The following is a 16,047-nucleotide window of genomic DNA, read 5'->3' on the forward strand; positions in this document are numbered from 1 at the left end:
TCCCTCACCCCGACGAAACGTTCCGTCAGACCACCCCGTACACGTGGACAGCCGCCCCAAATGACGCCCCCCACTCCGCCCACCACCCCCACCAGCCCAGACGCCACCCCCCATCCCTGGACATCGGTTTGCGGCGCTGGACAACGTCCTGACCTGGCTGGTCATCGCCAGGCCCCGTAATCAGGAAGTCGCAGCAAACATCCCGACGCGTTCGGCACCCGGGGGAGCACGCCGCTCCCCGCCGATCGCGTCACCATGAGAGGGGAACCAAGGTGAAAGCACCTTCGAAGCTTCGTCTTGCGGTGGCCGGCCTGGCGGTCGGCGGTGTGCTGGCCGGTAGCGGCCTCACCGCGGGGGCGGCGCACGCGCAAGTGAACGACCCGTTCGGGTTCGGCGGCTCGTCCGGCGGCAGCTCGTTCGACTTCGGGCTCACCGCGCCCCAGCCCGGAACCGGGAGCAGTGGCTCCAGCTCCGGCGGGTTCGGCGACTTCCTCAAGGACCTCGGCAAGAACGTGGGCAAGCAGCTGACCCAGGAGGCGCTGGACAGGCTGCTCAAGCGCGACAAGAACAACAACACGACCACGCAGCCGAACACCGCGCCGCAGCTCCCTACCGGGGAGGGCGCCGGCACCGTGCCGTCCGAGGACCTGACCCAGCAGCTCCCCACCACGACCAGCGCGAGCAAGCGGGTGCCCGAGTCGGTGGAGAAGGTGCTGCGCGAGGCCGGGGTCAGCCTGGTGGACTGGATCGTCAAGCGGCAGCCCGGCGACGACCGCAGGGGTCTCGGCTCGTTCCGTGAGCCGGACCGCTTCTTCCGGCCGGAGCTGCAGCGGCAGTTCTGCCGCGTCCCCGGCAACGTCCGCCTGTTCGGTACGACGGTCCGCAGGGGCCGCTTCGCCCCGACGAACTTCATCGGCGGCGACAACCTGGGCCGGACCCTGGTCCTGGGCCGGAACTCGTTCCTGGCCCCGTCGGGCAACAAGCTGAAGAGGTTCAGCACGGTCAACTACGTCTTCGTCTCGAAGAAGGGCGCCGAGGTGCTGCGCCCGCAGCCCCGCGTCGCCAGGAACACGGTGCTGGAGGACCGCGTCAGGTACTCCACGGACTTCCTGAAGAGGGGCGTCAAGTACACCGTGATCGTCCGGTACGTCAACACCTGCAACGAGCCGGTCGTGGACGTGATCGGCAAGGTCCGCCGGCGATAGCCGGGAGTTCCGGATCGTCGTGCGGGGTGGCCCCTGACCAGGGGTCACCCCGCAGTCGTGCCGATTTCGGATGGGAGCAGTCCGGTCAGGGTCAATTCCGAAACCCGAAGGATCAGTCCGCGGGCCGCGCACCTACGAATAGGGGCCGACAGCTTCATCTCGTCAGGGGGCACGATGATCCATCAGGACACCACCACCCGGGGCAGACGGGAACGGCCGGTGCCGCCCGGCCCGCTCCAGGAGTTCGCGCAGGGATTACGCGACCTGCGGATGGCGGCGGGCAATCCGAGTTACCGGGCCATGGAGCGTAAAGCGGGATATTCGTCGTCGGCCTTGTCCGCGGCCGCGTCGGGGGACCGGCTGCCGAGTCTGGCGGTGACGAAGGCGTACGTGGGGGCGTGCGGCGGCGACCAGGACGCGTGGGCCAGGAAGTGGAACACGCTGCGGGAGGAACTGGACAACAGGAGCGGCGACGGCGAGGTGGCCGCGCGCCCGGCCGCGGCCCGCCGCCCGCGCCGGTTGCGGCTCAACCGCGGCGTCGTCAAGCTCTCCGCGCTCCTGGTCGCGATCGGCGTGACCGGGCTGGCCACCGCCGGCGCCCTGCGCGACGATCTGATCTTCCGCGCCATCTCCACCACGGACGACGCCAAGGACAAGCCGAAGCAGAGCCGCCCGGCCTTCACCGCCGTCGCCGGGCCGAGCTGCCCGCGCGACACCACCCGCAGCGTGCGCATCGACGGCATGCCGGGCCGGGACGGCTGGAAGGACGCCGCCGCGTCCGGCTGGACCGGCGCGGGATGCGGCGACAGCTTCCTGTTCTCCGAGCTGAAGCCGGGCAGCGAGGCGAACACCCGCAACTCCTTCCAGTGGCGCTTCACCACGGGCCTGCGCGGCCCGCACGACTGCACGCTGACGGTGTATGTGCCGAAGTCGGAGCTGGCCGGGCAGCGCGTCTGGTACACGGTGAGCGACGGCTTCGACGAGGAGGCGCGCACGGTGGGGGAGTTCACCCTCGACCAGGGCGTGCGGCAGGGCCAGTGGGTGCCGGCGCCGGTGCCCCTGGTCGTCACCAGCGGCCTGGTGATCGTGGAGATCAGCGACACCGGGGCGCGGCAACAGCACGGGAAACCAGGCCATGGCGGCCGGGCCGGTCCGCCTGTCCTGCCCATGATCTGACGGACCGACCCGATCGCTGGGGGGCACGATGACGAGCAAGGACACGCTTCGCGAGTTACCGCGCAGGCCTCGGGGGCGGCACGCGCGGCCGGCGGCGCCGGATCCGCTGAGAGAGCTGGCCCGCGGGCTGCGCGAGCTGCGGGCGGCGGCGGGGCAGCCGAGCCACCGCGTGATGAGACGCAGGACGGGAGTCCCGGCCGCCGAGCTGGCCGCGGCGGCCTCGGGGGAGGAGCTGCCGAGCCTGGCCGTCACGCAGGCTTACGTCGCCGCGTGCGGCGGCGACAGGAACGAGTGGACGAGGAAGTGGCACGTGGTCGACGCCATGCTGCGGGTACGGCACAGCGACCGCGTGTACGAGACGGTGGAGTTCCCGCGCATGGGGCCGGCCCAGGAGCCGCCTGCGGCCGAGCCCAGGCGCACCTCCATCAAGACCTGGGTGATCCTCGGGGTGCTCGCGCAGATCGCGGTGCCCACGGCCCTGGTGATCTACCAGAACCAGGTGCCCATGGCGGTGTCGGTCGCGGGCCGGCAGGACGCGTTCACCACCACCTCGCGGCCGCCCGCCCGCCCGTCGCCGCGGACCACGGCGACGGGCTCCGGCCGCCCGGCCTTCGTGGCGGTGGCCGGGCCCGGCTGCCCGCGCGACGCCAGGAGGAGCGTGCGCATCGACGGCATGCCGGGCCGGGACGGCTGGAAGGACGCCAGCGCTCCCGGCTGGACGGGCGCGGGCTGCGGCGACGGCTTCCTGTTCTCGGCGCTGACGGACGACCCGGGCCGGGCCGTCCCGCCGCGCAACAGCTTCGAGTGGCGCTTCACCACCGGGCTGGACGGGCGGCACCAGTGCCAGGTGAAGGTGTACATCCCGAAGACCGGCTTCGCGGGCCGGCGCGTCTGGTACACCGTCACCGACGGCTTCGACCGGGACGCCCGCACGGTCGCGGAGTTCACCCTGGACCAGCGCATGCGCCAGGGCACCTGGGTGTCAGGACCGGCTCCCGTCACGATCACCGGTGGCCTGGTGATGGTGCGGATCACCGACACCGGCAAGGGGAACACGACGGGCGACCAGGCCATGGTGGCCGGTCCGATGCGGCTCTCCTGTCTGTGACGGTGCGGTCCCGCCCCGCCCGAGATCTGACGGGGCGGCCCGACGCGGCGAGACCCCGCGGATCTCGCCGCGGTTTGGGGCCCGCCCCATGATGGCCACAATCGGCCAGGCCGGGCCCCGTCCGCCGGGCTCAGCGACGACCCGGCCGCGCCGCCGCCCGTTAAGGCCGGTGTCAAATGCGCGCCCCGATTGACCACCGCCCGGTGGCGTCTCATAGTCAGGGCTCCCGGCGCCTACGACGAAGTGGGAGGGAACGCGCATGGCCACGTACAAGACGCAGATCCAATGGGGCGGGCCGAACGCCGAGTGGCACGACGACACGGACCTGACGATCGTCATCAACAACCGGGCCGGAGTCGTGCCCAGCACCGGCATGCCCGGCACCGGCACCCAGGTGTCATGGGCGAGCCCGCAGGGCAACGGCACGATCATGTTCTTCGAGGACGGCAACCGGTTCGTCGGCTCGGCCCAGTTCAAGGGCGAGGGGCCGGTCGGCTACCGCGGCACGCTGAAGCCCTGATCCCCGGCGCACCAGGCCTGGGGCCGGTGTCCGCGCCGGCTTCCAGGCCCGATGCGTTCTCACTCGCCGATGGAGGGTATTCAGAGGCGAGGGGTGACCATCGGGGGGAGGTCACAAATGGGGAGGGCCGGCGACGGCTCACGCTGCGGCCTGGCGTTCGAGGTGCTCGATCCCGCGCCGGTGGGGGTTGCCGTCACCAGCGGTCCCGGGCACCGGCTGCTCTACACCAACGCCATGTACCGCGCACAGTTCGGCGAGAGACCGATGGGGCTCCCGCTGGAGCAGGCTTTTGCCAAATTCGTCCAGAAAAGTTATGGGCAACTGTTCGACCAGGTGTACGAGACGGGCGAGCCCGTCGTCCTCAACGCGGCTCCGGCGAGCATGGCCGCCGACGAGGAGGAGCGGTTCTTCACCTCCAGCCTGTCGCGGGTCTCCCTGGAGAACGGGGAGTACGGCGTGCTGGTGGTGACCACGGAGGTCACCGAGCAGATCAACGCCACGCAGGAGTTCCGCGCGATCGCCGACGAGCGCAGCCGCATCCTGCGGCGCTACGAGAGCCTGATGCGCGTGAGCGCGGAGATCTTCTGGGTGGCGGGCCCCGAGGGCGAGGTCATCGAGCCCAGCCCGAGCTGGCAGCGGGTGACCGGCCAGCCGTGGGAGGAGTTCCGCGGCCACGGCTGGCAGCAGATGCTGCATCCCGACGACCGCGGGCCGACGATGCGCGCGTGGTGGCAGGCGGTCCGTGAGGGGGCCGAGATCTGGGAGCAGGTCTACCGGCTGCGCACCGCCGACGGCTGCTACCGGCACTTCCGCGCGCAGGCCGTGCCGATCCGCGAGAACGGCCGGATCGTGGAGTGGGTGGGCACCTGCAGCGACATCGAGCAGCAGTGGCGCGACCGGCGGCGCCAGCAGGTCCTGGACCGTGCCACCGCGGCGACGGCCGACCTCACGAGCCTGCCGGAGATGCTCGGCGCGCTGGCCGACGTGATCGTGCCGGAGCTGGCCGACGCGTGCGGTGTGCACCTCGTCACCGATCTCACCAGCATCCGGCAGGGCGGGGTGCCGTTCGTGGTCGAACGGCTGGCCACCTCCGCCCGCAGCGGCCTGAACCCGCTGCCCACCTACGGTGAGGAACGCCTGCCCGCCGACAACACCCTGGTCAGAGCCGTCCAGCAGCGGCGCCCGCTGCTCAAGATCTTCCCGCAGGGCTCGCCGCCGCCCGACCTCGCGCCCCCGGACTTCCAGTCGTGGCTGGAGGGCAACGGCACCAACAGCCTGCTGACGCTGCCCGTGGTGGTGGACGGCGCGGTCCCCGCCGTCGTCAGCGCCGTCACCTGCGGGGAGCGGGCGCCGATCGGCTGGGACGACATCGAGCTGCTCGGCGAGATCTTCGACCACGCGCACGACGCGCTGAGCAACGCCATCCGCTACCAGCGCGCGCAGCAGGTGGCCCTGGCCCTGCAGCACAGCCTGCTCGCCGAGCCGCCGACCCTGCCCGACCTGGAGATCACCGCCCGCTACCAGGCCAGCCCGACGGCGGCGGAGGTGGGCGGCGACTGGTACGACTCCTTCGTCCTGCCCGACGGGGTCACCGTGGTCGCCATCGGCGACGTGGCCGGCCACGACCTCGGCGCCGCCGTCGCCATGAGCCAGCTGCGCAACATGCTGCGCGCCCTGGCCATGGACCGCTGCGAGCCGCCGGGCGAGATCCTCACCCGGCTCAACCTGGCGATGGAGTCGCTGTCGGACGACGTGACGGCGACGTGCGCGCTCGCCCGCGTGGAGCGGGTCGACGGCGGCCACCAGTTGCACTACGCCGTGGCCGGGCACCCGCCGCCGCTCCTGGTCACCGCCGACGGCGGGAGCTGCTTCCTGAACGGCGCGGCCAGCCCCCTGCTCGGCTTCCGCCACGAGCAGGCGTGCTCCTCGGAGGTGCTGCCGTTGCCGCCGCGCAGCACGTTACTGCTGTACACGGACGGTCTCGTCGAGCGGTCGGGCGAGCACCTGGACCGGGGGCTGGAGCGGCTGCGCCGGCTGGCGGGCTCGCTGGCGGATGAGCCGATCGACGCGTTCTGCGACAATCTGCTCAGCGGGCTGCCCACCAGCGGACAGGACGACATCGCCGTCATCGCGCTGCGGCTGCCGGCCGAGGCGTAGATGTCGGGTGTAGCGGCGACCTGACGCGAGGGGGGCCATGCCGGACGAGGTGACAGGCTGGCTGGCCGCGCGCGCCGTGCCGCTCACCGGCCTCGCCCCGCTGCGGGCCGCCTTCCAGGGCGTACGCGTGGTGGGGCTGGGCGAGGCCACGCACGGCAGCGCGGAGTTCTTCCTGGCCCGGTGGCGGCTGACCGAGTTCCTGATCGAGGAGCTGGGGTTCACCATCCTGGCCATCGAGGCCAGCGCCGCCGCGGCCCACGCCGTGGACGACTACACCGCAGGCGGCCCCGGCGACCCCCGCCGGGCGCTGGCGGGGCTCGGCTTCTGGACGCTGCGCACCGCGGAGATGCTGACGGTGCTCGAACGGCTGCGCGCGCACAACCGCACCGCGGCCCGGCCCGTGCGTTTCGTCGGGATCGACCCGCAGAACCCGGCGACGGCGCTGCGGGCCCTGCGTGACAGCCTGGGGCAGGACGCGGCTCCCCTGCTCGACCCGCTCGCGGGCCTCGACCTCTCGGGGTTCCTGCACCGGCTGGACCCGCGGGCCGGAGAGCACGCGCGGCGCCTGGAGGAGTACGTGGCCGCGCACGGCCCGGCCGAGGCCCGCGAGCACGCCCTGATCCTGCGGCAGTACACCGAGGTCGCCGCCAGGCCCCGCGTCCACACCGACCCGGAGCGGACCCTGAGCGCCCTGCGCGACCGCTACATGGCGGAGAACGCGGGACGGCTCCTGGCCGACCCCGAGGCCAAGGTCGTCCTGTGGGCGCACAACGGCCACGTCAAGAAGAGCGCGACCCACAGCGGCTTCGTGCCCATGGGCGCGCACCTGGCCGACGAGTTCGGCGACGCGTACTACGCGCTAGGGGTGCTGTTCGGGCACGGCGGGTTCCGCGCGATCCGGCGGCTGCCGTTCGGCAGGATGACACGCGAGCCGGCCCGGTTCCGGGTCCCGCCGGCCGACACGCCGCGCCACGTGGCGGCCCGCCTGGCGGCGGCCCGCCCCGGCGACTACGTGGTCGACCTGCGCGGCGGTGACCGCCCCGAGCCCGTGGCCGCCTGGCTGTCCGCGACCGGCCGGATGCGCAGCTTCGGCGGGCTGGCCGGGCGGAGGAGCGCCAGGTCGGCCTTCAGCGACACGGTGCCGGCCGACGAGTTCGACGGCCTCGCTTTCCTGCCGCAGGTCAGCCCCTCCACGCCGTTATGATGCGCCGCGCGGGGCGGCACGCGTCAGCGCGGATAGGATGCGGTCATGAGCACCGACCGGCCAGGAGACGTTCCCGGCGGTGACAACCTCGGCTGGACGCTCGGCGTGCTGCTGCGCGCCTACCAGAGCACGGTCGTCACCGTGATCGGCGACCTGCCCCACGGGCCGCGCGGCTACCAGACGCTCGCCGCCGTCGTGGGCGGCGCGCATCCGACGCAGCTCGCCCTGGCCGCGCACCTGGGCATCGACCGCACCGTGCTGACGTACCTGATCGACGATCTGGTCGAGGCCGGGCTGGTCGAGCGCCGGCTGAGCCAGGCCGACCGGCGCCGGCGCCGGATCGTGGCGACGGCCGAGGGCGAGCGCACGTTCCGTGAGCTGGAGCGGCGCGTCCGCGACGCCGAGGACGGCCTGCTCGGGGCGCTCGACCCGGCCGAGCGTGACACGTTCAGGAAGCTCCTGTGGCGGGTGGCCTGCGACGTGCGCGACATCGACGCCGCCGCCGACCCGTGTGACGTGGCCGAGGAGCTGCTCTCCGAGGGTCGCTGAGCCTCCTCCCAGATTCCTTGCATACGCGTGGAATGCCCGTGCGCAACTTGCTGTTGTGCAACTCGTCTGAAGCGGAGATAGTCTGCTTCACAACACATCTGCCTCGTGCGGGCGGAGGAGGAACACACCATGCCTGACTACGGGCACGACCTGACGTTCGGGTCCTTCATCACGCCGGCGAACGCCTCGCCCAAGGAGGTCGTCGCGCTGGCGCAGGAGTCGGAGGCCGCCGGCCTCGACCTGGTGACCTTTCAGGACCACCCCTACCAGCCGGCCTTCCTCGACACCTGGACGCTGCTGTCGTACGTCGCCGCCCGGACGGAGCGCGTCCACCTGTCGGGCAACGTGATCAACCTCCCGCTCCGCCCGCCGGCCGTGCTCGCCAGGGCCGCGGCCAGCCTCGACCTGCTGAGCGGCGGCCGGTTCGAGCTGGGCCTCGGCGCGGGCGGCTTCTGGGACGCCATCGAGGCCATGGGCGGCCGGCGGCTCACCCCCGGCCAGGCCGTGGACGCGCTCAGCGAGGCCATCGACGTCATCCGCGGCGTCTGGGACGCGGGCAACCGGGCCCGGCTCCGCGTGGAGGGCACGTACTACCAGGTGGACGGGGCCAAGCGCGGGCCCGCCCCGGCGCACGACATCGGGATCTGGCTGGGCGCGTACAAGCCCAGGATGCTCCGGCTGACCGGGGCCAAGGCCGACGGCTGGCTGCCCTCGCTGCCGTACATGAAGAGCCTGGACGAGCTCGCCGCGGCCAACGCCACCATCGACGCCGCCGCGACCGAGGCCGGGCGCGCACCCGCCGCCGTCCGCCGCCTGCTCAACCTCGGCGGCCGGTTCGGCGCGCCCAGCGACCGGTTCCTGGCGGGGCCGCCGGAGCAGTGGGCCGAGCAGCTCGCGGTGCTGACCCTGGAGTACGGCTTCTCCGGCTACATCCTCATGGCCGACGACGCGGCCACCATCCGGACGTTCGGCGAGCAGGTCGCACCCGGCGTGCGGGAGCTGGTGGCCCAGGAGCGCGCCGCGCGGGAAGCGGGGCGATGAGCGTGGACTACGGTCACCCGCTGCGGCTCGGCGTGCTGCTCACCCCGGGCGGCGACCGGCCCGAGGCGGTGGTGGAGCGGGCGCGGCTGAGCGAGGAGCTGGGCTACGACGTGGTGTCCTTCGTGGACGAGCGCGCCGGGGTGGAGCCGTGGACGCTGCTGAGCTGGGTCGCCGCCCGTACCAGCCGCATCCGCCTGATGGGTGTTGCGTCCATGGGCAACCCGGCGGTGCTCGCCCGGGCGGCGGCCGGCCTCGACCTGCTCTCGGACGGGCGGGTCGAGCTGGCACTGAGCCCGGGTACGCCGGAGGAGCTGGAGAGCCTGGATGAGGCGATCGACGTCATCCGTGGCATCTGGGCCGCGAACCTCCGTGCCCCGCTGCACTTCGACGGGCGTCACCATCGCGTGCTGGGCGCCGAACGCGGGCCCGCGCCGGCGCACAACATCCCGCTCTGGATCGCCGCCGGCACCCACCCGGACGCCCTGCGCCTGGCCGCCACCAAGGCGGACGGCTGGCTGCTCACCGCACCCGCCACCGCCACCGCCACCCCACCCGCCACCCCCACCCCACCCGCCACCCCCACCCCAGCCGCCACCGCCACTGCGCCCGCCACCGCCACTGCTGCCGACCTGGCGACGGCCAACGCGCGGATCGACGAGGCGGCCGCGACGGCGGGACGCGACCCGCGCGAGCTTCGCCGCCTCGCCCTCATCACCGGCGACGGCTTCCTGACCGGGCAGCCGGAGCAGTGGGTCGCGGACCTCCTCCCCTTGATCACCGGCGACGGCCTCAGCACCCTCCTGCTCGCCACCGACGACGAGGACACCCTGCGCCGCTTCGCCACCGAGGCCGCCCCGGCCCTGCGCGCCGCCGGAGGGGAGCCCGGCCGCACCCCCGGCAGCCTGTTCGTCCGCCGCCACCGCCGCGAGAACATCGACTACGACGCCCTCCCCGCAGCCCTCGCCGAGTCGGCGGTCGAGCCGGGCGACGCGGCCTACGCGCGCGTCCGCTCCACGTACCTGCGCGGCGGTTCCCCGGGCCTGGTCCTGCGCCCGGGCACACCGGCCGAGGTGAGCCAGGCCGTGCGCTTCGCCCGTACACAGCCCGTGAAGCTCTCCATCCGCAGCGGCGGTCACGGCATCAGCGGCCGCTCCACCAGCAACGGCGGCATCGTCATCGACCTGTCCAGGCTGAACGCGGTCGAGGTGCTCGACAAGGCCACCCGCCGCGTCCGCGTCGAGCCGGGCGCGCGCTGGGGCGAGGTCGCCGCCGCGCTGGCCCCGCACGGCTGGGCGCTGACCTCCGGCGACTACGGCGGCGTGGGCGTCGGCGGGCTGGCCACCGCGGGCGGCATCGGCTGGTTCGTCCGCGAGCACGGCCTGACCATCGACCGCCTGCGCGCCGTGGACGTGGTGCTGGCCGACGGCAGCCAGGTGCGCGCGGACGAGGCGGAGAACGCCGACCTGTTCTGGGCCGTACGCGGAGCGGGCGCGAACTTCGGCATCGTCACGGCCTTCGAGTTCGAGGCGCACGAGGGCGGCGACGTCGGGTTCGCCCAGTTCGTCGTGGACGCCACCGACACGGCGGGCTTCCTGCAGCGCTGGGGCGCCGCGATGGAGGCGGCTCCCCGCGACCTCACCAGCTCGCTCATCATCGGCCGGCCCCGGCCCGGGCAGCCCCTCATCGCCCAGATCATGGCGGTCGTGCACTCCGGCGACGCCGAGACGATCATCAACCGCCTGCAACCCATCGCCGCCACGGCCCCGCTGCTCGACCACTCGATCCAGGTGCTGCCGTACGAGTCGATCATGGACGTGCCGCACGGCCCCCACGACGCCCAGGGCGAGCCGGTCACCCGGGCGGGCCTGGCCGACCACCTCACCCCCGAGCTGGCCGCCGCAGCCGCCCGCCTCGTCGCCGGCGGACGCACGTACTTCTTCCAGGTCCGCGCCGCGGGCGGCGCAGCTTCCGACGTCCCCCCGGACGCCACCGCGTACGCGGGCCGCTCGGCCGGCTTCTCGCTCGTGGCCTTCGGCGCCAGCCGCCGCGCCCTCGACGAGCTGTGGGACGGCATGCTGCACCACTTCTCCGGCCAGTACATCAACTTCGAGACCGACCTGCGGCCCGAGCGCGTCCAGGAGGCCTACCCCGAGCCGACGCTGCGGCGGCTGCGTGCGCTCAAACGCCGCTACGACCCGGACAACGTCTTCCGCGACAACTTCAACATCACCCCGTCCGACCCCTGATCTGGCTGCGCAGGCGGGATTTGACCTTGACGCGACGTCAACGTCTTTCCTGGAGGGGACGACCACGATCCCCACTCCGAGAGGCGTCCCAGACCGATGATCCTTCCGTTCGACCGGCCCACCCCGCTCGCACCTCCACCCGAGTACGCCCGGCTCCGCGACACCACCCCCGTCGCCCCCGTCCAGACTCCCGACGGCCGCCGGGCGTGGCTCGTGACCTCCTACGACGCCGTGGCGGCCGTCCTGTCCGACCGCCGGTTCCGCCTGGCGCCGCCCGGTAGCGCGTACCCCGGCAACGACACCCTCTTCCAGGACGGCGAGGCGCACGCCCGGCTGCGGCGGCTGGTGTCGAAGGCGTTCGGGCCGCGGACGGTCGAGGGGATGCGCGTCCGGGTCGAGCAGGTCGCGGACGAGCGCGTCGCCGCGCTCGCCGCGAACGGCCCGCCCGCCGATCTCGTGGCGGGGCTGGCGGCGCCGCTGTCGATCACTGTGATGGGGGAGCTGCTCGGTGTGGATCCCGGCGACCGTGAGCACGTGCGGGAGCTGGCGGGCGCTGGGGGGACCGACTTCGTGTTCGGAGATGAGGAGGAGGTGGCCAGGGCCGCGCAGGCGTGGGAAGGGCTGACCTCCTACGCTGCCACGCTGGTGGGGGTGCGGCGGGCGGCGCCCGGTGACGATCTGCTCAGCTCGCTGATCGGGGTGCGGGACGCGGAGGACGGGCGGCTCAGTGACGGTGAGCTGGTCGCGATGGTGGCCACGATCGTCGCCGCCGGATATCTCTCGGCCCGCAACGCGATCTCCACCGCCGTCCTCCGGCTGCTCGCCGAGGGTGAGGCCGCCCGTGTCGCGAGCACGGGGCTGGGCGATGCGGCGGGTCCGAGGCTAGACGCCGTGGTCGAGGAGGTGCTGCGCCTGCAGTCCGGGCTGACCGGCGAGCCCTTCCCGCGCTTCGCCCAGACCGACCTCGACCTCGCCGGCGTCCCGATCCGCGCCGGCGACCTGGTGCTGGTACGGCTCGAAGCCGCCCACCGCGACCCCCGCCACTTCGCCGGCCCCGACACCTTCGCACCAGGGCGGAGCTCCAGCCCGTCCCTGGTGTTCGGGCACGGCGTGCACTACTGCCTCGGCGCCCCGCTGGCCCGCCTGGAGGTGGGCGCCGCGCTCGCCGCCCTGGCCCGCCGGCTGCCCGGCCTGCGCCTGGCCGGCACGGTGGACGACATCGCGTGGGCCCACGACGGCGCCGACCGCGGCCCGGCCGCCCTCCCCGTCCTCTGGTGACTCCCGGCCGTCGAGGCCACCGCCAGGCTCCCGCGCACCTCCCGCACCCCCGCCATACGCTGGGATCACAGGACCCCGCCAACCCCTGGAGAGGCGATGAGCGCGGGTGTGGGAGCAAGGGTGGCGGCCGGGCTGCTCATCGTCCTGACGCTGCCGGCCGGACTGGCCGCCGGGCTGGGCGCGCTGTGGGCCACCGCCTCGGTGACCGGCAACCGGTACCTGGCAGTGGCCGCCGCCGCGCCGGCGATGGCGGGCGTCGTGTGGTGGATGTGCCGGTCGGCGTTGCGGCGGGTGGCAGGCCCGAGGGTACGCCGCTGGGCGCCGATCGCGGTCACCGTGGTGGAGCTGGCGGTCGCGGCCGTCCCCCTGGCGGGCCTGCTGTTCGGCGGGCCGCCGCCCCGCCCGATCGCGGCCGGCCCCGACACGCGCTACTGGGACCTGCCCACCGGCTCGCGCCTCGCCTACACCCGTACCCCCGCCCAGGGGGAGAGCCGCAGGGACACGCCCGTGATCCTCGTGCACGGCGGCCCTGGCGCGCCGGACGCGGAGCCGTCGCCGCTCGCGCCCGCGCTCGCCGCCACGGGCTTCGACGTGTACGCCTACCACCAGGTGGGCGCGGGCCTGTCCAGCCGCCTGCCCGACGTCAGCGGCTACACCGTGCGACGGCACGTCGCCGACCTCGACGCCGTCAGGGCCGCGATCGGCGCCGAGCGCGTGGTGCTGGCCGGCGCCTCCTGGGGCGGCCAGCTCATCGCCGCCTACCTGGCCGCACACCCCGACCGGGTGGCGCGCGCGGTCGTCGCCTCGCCCGGGACCATGTGGTCCGCCGCCTACGCGGGCGACCGGCAGCTGACGGAGACCGGCCTGCGTGACCTGAACCGCGTGCTGCTGGACCGCCCGCGCTTCCTGCTGGCGCACGTGCTCTCAGGGGTCGCCGGCCCCGGCCCCGCTCATGCGCTGCTGCCGGACGAGGCGATGGACGGCGAGCTCGACGCGCTCGTCGGGCAGCTCGACCTGCGGGCGGGATGCCCGGGACGGCCGCTGCGGATCCCGATGTCGGGAGCGGGGTTCTGGGCCAACGCCATGACGGCGCGCGACGCCGCTCTGGCCCCCGATCCCCGGCCCGCGCTGCGCCGGGCGACCGTGCCGGTGCTGGTGTTACGGGGCACGTGCGACTACCTGGCTCCCGAGGTGGCCCGCGAGTACGCGGACGTGCTGCCGAACGCCGTCTTCCACGCGATCGACGGCGCCGGCCACGACCTCGCCCATGACCGGCCCGGCGAGTACCAGGAGCTGGTCACCACCTTCCTGGCGCGCGGCTGAGGCGCGAGTCCGGCGTGACGTCGGCCCATCTCAGGCGCCGCGCAGCAGGAGCGTGACGAAGCCCAGGACACCGCGATAGCCGTCGAGCCACAACTCCCGATGCTCCCGGGCGGCGGCCAAGGCACTCTCCCCGTCAGCCCCCGGATGATCCAGCGCCCAGCGGGTCAGCGTGCCGGTCCAGGACCACTCGTACTCGTCCCACTCCTCCATCGTGCTGGTGTGAGCGTGGACGGTGGCGTACCCGGCGCTCTCCGCACGACCCGCCGTCCCGCTCAGATCGGCGTACTCGTCGGGCTCGGCGCCGAACCGGGCGAGCAGCGCGGGAGAGGGCGGGCGCTCCCAGAAACCCTCACCGACCAGGGCAAGCCCGGAGGACGGCCGCAGGTGATCACGTACGGCGTCCAGGGTCGGCGCGAGGCCGCCGAAGGCGTGCGTGGCGCCCACGCACAGCACCAGATCGTACGGCTCATCGGCGGCGAAGCCGGCGGCCGGGACGGCATGCAGGCGCAGCCGGTCGGACACCCCGCGACGCCGCGCCTCCTCCTCGGCCCTGGCGAAACCGGAGTCGGAGATGTCCACCCCGTCGGCCGTCGCGTCCGGGTAGAGCGACAGCGCTCTGTTCAGCCAGCCGGCCTCGCCGCAGCCCAGGTCGAGGATGCGGGCCCGCGCGGGCAACTGCGCCCGGACGAGCAGGCGTTCCAGGTTGTCCTCGCTGATCGGGGCGGCGATCGGGTGGTCGGCGTGGGCGAGGTGGCTGATCAGGTCGCGGTCCATTCGGCGAAGGATGGCGCACCGGAGGTCACGGCGGCAATCGGATTTCCGGCCCGGGAGATTTCGGGAGAGGCGGTCACACTTCCTCCGCAGCATCCGTCATATCCGTACCACCCCGGCGATCGGGGATGACGATGACATGGGGGATACATGACGCACACCGATCTGCGCGCCACGGTACGAGGCCTGGTCCTGCTCCCGGGCGACGACGCCTTCGAGCAGGCGGCCAAGCCGTGGAACCTGTCGGTACACCAGCCCGCGGCAGCCGTCGTGGAGGCCGAGGACGCCGCCGACGTGGCGGCCGTGGTCCGGTACGCGGCCAGGAACGGCTTGACGGTGACCGCCCAGCCGAGCGGGCACGGCGCCTCCGGCGACACCGACGGCGTCATCCTGCTGCGCACCGGGCGCCTCGGCGGCGTGACGGTGCGCCGCGAGGAGCGCGTGGCCAGGGTGGGCGCCGGCGTGCAGTGGGGCGAGGTGCTGGCCGAGACCGGGCCGCTCGGCCTGACCGGGCTGGCGGGCAGCAGCCCCGTCGTGAGCGTGACCGGCTACACCCTCGGCGGCGGCCTGAGCTGGTTCGGCCGCAGGTACGGGTTCGCGGCCGACAGCGTGCGCTCGTTCGACGTGGTATCGGCCGATGGGGAGCCCGCCACGGTGACCGCGAGCTCCGACCCCGACCTCTTCTGGGCGCTGCGGGGCGGCGGCGGTGACTTCGCGCTGGTCACCGCGATCGAGTTCGGCCTGCATCCGGCGCCCGCCCTGTACGGAGGGCGCATGATGTGGCCCGGGCACCGCACGCACGAGGTGTTCGAGGCCTTCCGCGAGATCACCGAGGCGGCGCCGGACGAGCTGTCCGTGTGGTTCAACAGGTTCCAGTTCCCGCAGGCGCCGCCCATGGTCGCGGTGGACGCCGCCTTCCTCGGCGAGGAGGGCGACGGGCGCGCGCTGCTCGCCCGGCTGGACAAGATCGGCGACGTGCTCGCCGACAAGCGCGGCACCCTGCCGGTGGCGGCCCTGGGCGCCATCACCGACGAGCCCACCGACCCGGCGCCCGGCCGCTCCCGCGCCGAGCTGCTCACCGGCCTGGACGACACGGCCGCCAAGGCCCTGCTCGACACGCCGCTGGAGCCGGTGCTCGCGGTGCAGGTCAGGCACGTGGGCGGGGCGCTGGCCGCCGCCCGCCCTGACGCGGGGCCGAGCGGCCCGATGACCGAGCCGTACCTGCTCTACCTGCTCGGCCTCGCGCTCAACCCGGACCTGTCCGCGGCCGTGGGCGAGCGGCAGGAGCGCTTCGCCGCCGATCTGGGGGCGCTGGTGAGCGGGCGCAAGCCGTACACGATGCTGGGGCGGGGCGAGCGGGCGGCGGCGGCCTTCGCCGAGCCGGACCTGGAGCGGCTGCGGGAGATCAAGCGGGCGCGCGACCCGCACGGCGTCCTGCGCGCGAACTTCCCCGTGCTGGGCTGACGGCG

The 16,047-nt window shown here is 73.7% G+C and carries 12 protein-coding genes and 1 pseudogene; 12 read left to right on the forward strand and 1 reads right to left on the reverse strand.

Annotated elements, in window-relative coordinates:
• Positions 1-272: 272 nt before the first annotated feature.
• From LCN96_RS24665 to LCN96_RS24715, 11 genes and pseudogenes are all read left to right on the forward strand, one after another.
• On the forward strand, positions 273-1,205 hold the full coding sequence (locus tag LCN96_RS24665; protein WP_225275248.1) for a hypothetical protein: 933 nt from the start codon (positions 273-275) through the stop codon (positions 1,203-1,205).
• A 174-nt stretch (positions 1,206-1,379) separates the two neighbouring features.
• On the forward strand, positions 1,380-2,381 hold the full coding sequence (locus LCN96_RS24670) for a hypothetical protein (RefSeq protein WP_225275249.1): 1,002 nt from the start codon (positions 1,380-1,382) through the stop codon (positions 2,379-2,381).
• Positions 2,382-2,409: 28 nt separating this feature from the next.
• Positions 2,410-3,489, forward strand: a complete 1,080-nt coding sequence (locus LCN96_RS24675) for a hypothetical protein (protein ID WP_225275250.1) — start codon at positions 2,410-2,412, stop codon at positions 3,487-3,489.
• Between the two features lie 259 nt (positions 3,490-3,748).
• Entirely contained in the window at positions 3,749-4,009 is a 261-nt protein-coding gene (locus LCN96_RS24680) for a hypothetical protein (protein WP_225275251.1), read from the forward strand.
• Positions 4,010-4,126: 117 nt separating this feature from the next.
• Positions 4,127-6,166, forward strand: a complete 2,040-nt coding sequence (locus tag LCN96_RS24685; RefSeq protein WP_225275252.1) for a SpoIIE family protein phosphatase — start codon at positions 4,127-4,129, stop codon at positions 6,164-6,166.
• Positions 6,167-6,203: 37 nt separating this feature from the next.
• Positions 6,204-7,370 carry an erythromycin esterase family protein gene (locus LCN96_RS24690; RefSeq protein WP_225275253.1) on the forward strand — a complete coding sequence of 389 codons (1,167 nt, stop codon included), beginning with the start codon at positions 6,204-6,206 and terminating at the stop codon, positions 7,368-7,370.
• A 45-nt stretch (positions 7,371-7,415) separates the two neighbouring features.
• Positions 7,416-7,919, forward strand: coding sequence for a MarR family winged helix-turn-helix transcriptional regulator (locus tag LCN96_RS24695; RefSeq protein WP_225275254.1), 504 nt, complete (start codon positions 7,416-7,418; stop codon positions 7,917-7,919).
• Between the two features lie 129 nt (positions 7,920-8,048).
• Positions 8,049-8,939 (forward strand): annotated as a pseudogene (locus LCN96_RS24700) (LLM class flavin-dependent oxidoreductase); the annotation flags it as partial.
• Between the two features lie 17 nt (positions 8,940-8,956).
• Positions 8,957-11,206 (forward strand): LLM class flavin-dependent oxidoreductase, encoded by a 2,250-nt coding sequence (locus LCN96_RS24705; RefSeq protein ID WP_225275255.1) that lies wholly within the window; start codon positions 8,957-8,959, stop codon positions 11,204-11,206.
• A gap of 96 nt (positions 11,207-11,302) precedes the next feature.
• Positions 11,303-12,484 carry a cytochrome P450 gene (locus LCN96_RS24710; RefSeq protein WP_225275256.1) on the forward strand — a complete coding sequence of 394 codons (1,182 nt, stop codon included), beginning with the start codon at positions 11,303-11,305 and terminating at the stop codon, positions 12,482-12,484.
• A gap of 96 nt (positions 12,485-12,580) precedes the next feature.
• Positions 12,581-13,807 carry an alpha/beta fold hydrolase gene (locus LCN96_RS24715; protein ID WP_225275257.1) on the forward strand — a complete coding sequence of 409 codons (1,227 nt, stop codon included), beginning with the start codon at positions 12,581-12,583 and terminating at the stop codon, positions 13,805-13,807.
• Between the two features lie 30 nt (positions 13,808-13,837).
• On the opposite strand, the gene LCN96_RS24720 is transcribed toward LCN96_RS24715, so the two are convergent.
• Positions 13,838-14,581, reverse strand: coding sequence for an SAM-dependent methyltransferase (locus LCN96_RS24720; RefSeq protein WP_225275258.1), 744 nt, complete (start codon positions 14,579-14,581; stop codon positions 13,838-13,840).
• 147 nt (positions 14,582-14,728) lie between these two features.
• Here LCN96_RS24720 and LCN96_RS24725 point away from each other — a divergent pair, with 147 nt between their 5' ends.
• A complete protein-coding gene (locus tag LCN96_RS24725; protein ID WP_225275259.1) occupies positions 14,729-16,042 on the forward strand; it encodes an FAD-binding oxidoreductase in 1,314 nt (437 codons plus the stop codon).
• The last annotated feature ends 5 nt before the right edge of the window (positions 16,043-16,047 follow it).

Source organism: Nonomuraea gerenzanensis, from assembly GCF_020215645.1.
Classification (GTDB): domain Bacteria; phylum Actinomycetota; class Actinomycetes; order Streptosporangiales; family Streptosporangiaceae; genus Nonomuraea; species Nonomuraea gerenzanensis.

Coding starts and splice junctions, on each gene's coding strand:
- LCN96_RS24670 (WP_225275249.1), top strand. CDS start 1,380: ATGATCCATCAGGACACCACCACCCGGGGCAGACGGGAACGGCCGGTG.
- LCN96_RS24675 (WP_225275250.1), top strand. CDS start 2,410: ATGACGAGCAAGGACACGCTTCGCGAGTTACCGCGCAGGCCTCGGGGG.
- LCN96_RS24680 (WP_225275251.1), top strand. CDS start 3,749: ATGGCCACGTACAAGACGCAGATCCAATGGGGCGGGCCGAACGCCGAG.
- LCN96_RS24685 (WP_225275252.1), top strand. CDS start 4,127: ATGGGGAGGGCCGGCGACGGCTCACGCTGCGGCCTGGCGTTCGAGGTG.
- LCN96_RS24690 (WP_225275253.1), top strand. CDS start 6,204: ATGCCGGACGAGGTGACAGGCTGGCTGGCCGCGCGCGCCGTGCCGCTC.
- LCN96_RS24695 (WP_225275254.1), top strand. CDS start 7,416: ATGAGCACCGACCGGCCAGGAGACGTTCCCGGCGGTGACAACCTCGGC.
- LCN96_RS24705 (WP_225275255.1), top strand. CDS start 8,957: ATGAGCGTGGACTACGGTCACCCGCTGCGGCTCGGCGTGCTGCTCACC.
- LCN96_RS24710 (WP_225275256.1), top strand. CDS start 11,303: ATGATCCTTCCGTTCGACCGGCCCACCCCGCTCGCACCTCCACCCGAG.
- LCN96_RS24715 (WP_225275257.1), top strand. CDS start 12,581: ATGAGCGCGGGTGTGGGAGCAAGGGTGGCGGCCGGGCTGCTCATCGTC.
- LCN96_RS24720 (WP_225275258.1), bottom strand. CDS start 14,581: ATGGACCGCGACCTGATCAGCCACCTCGCCCACGCCGACCACCCGATC.
- LCN96_RS24725 (WP_225275259.1), top strand. CDS start 14,729: ATGACGCACACCGATCTGCGCGCCACGGTACGAGGCCTGGTCCTGCTC.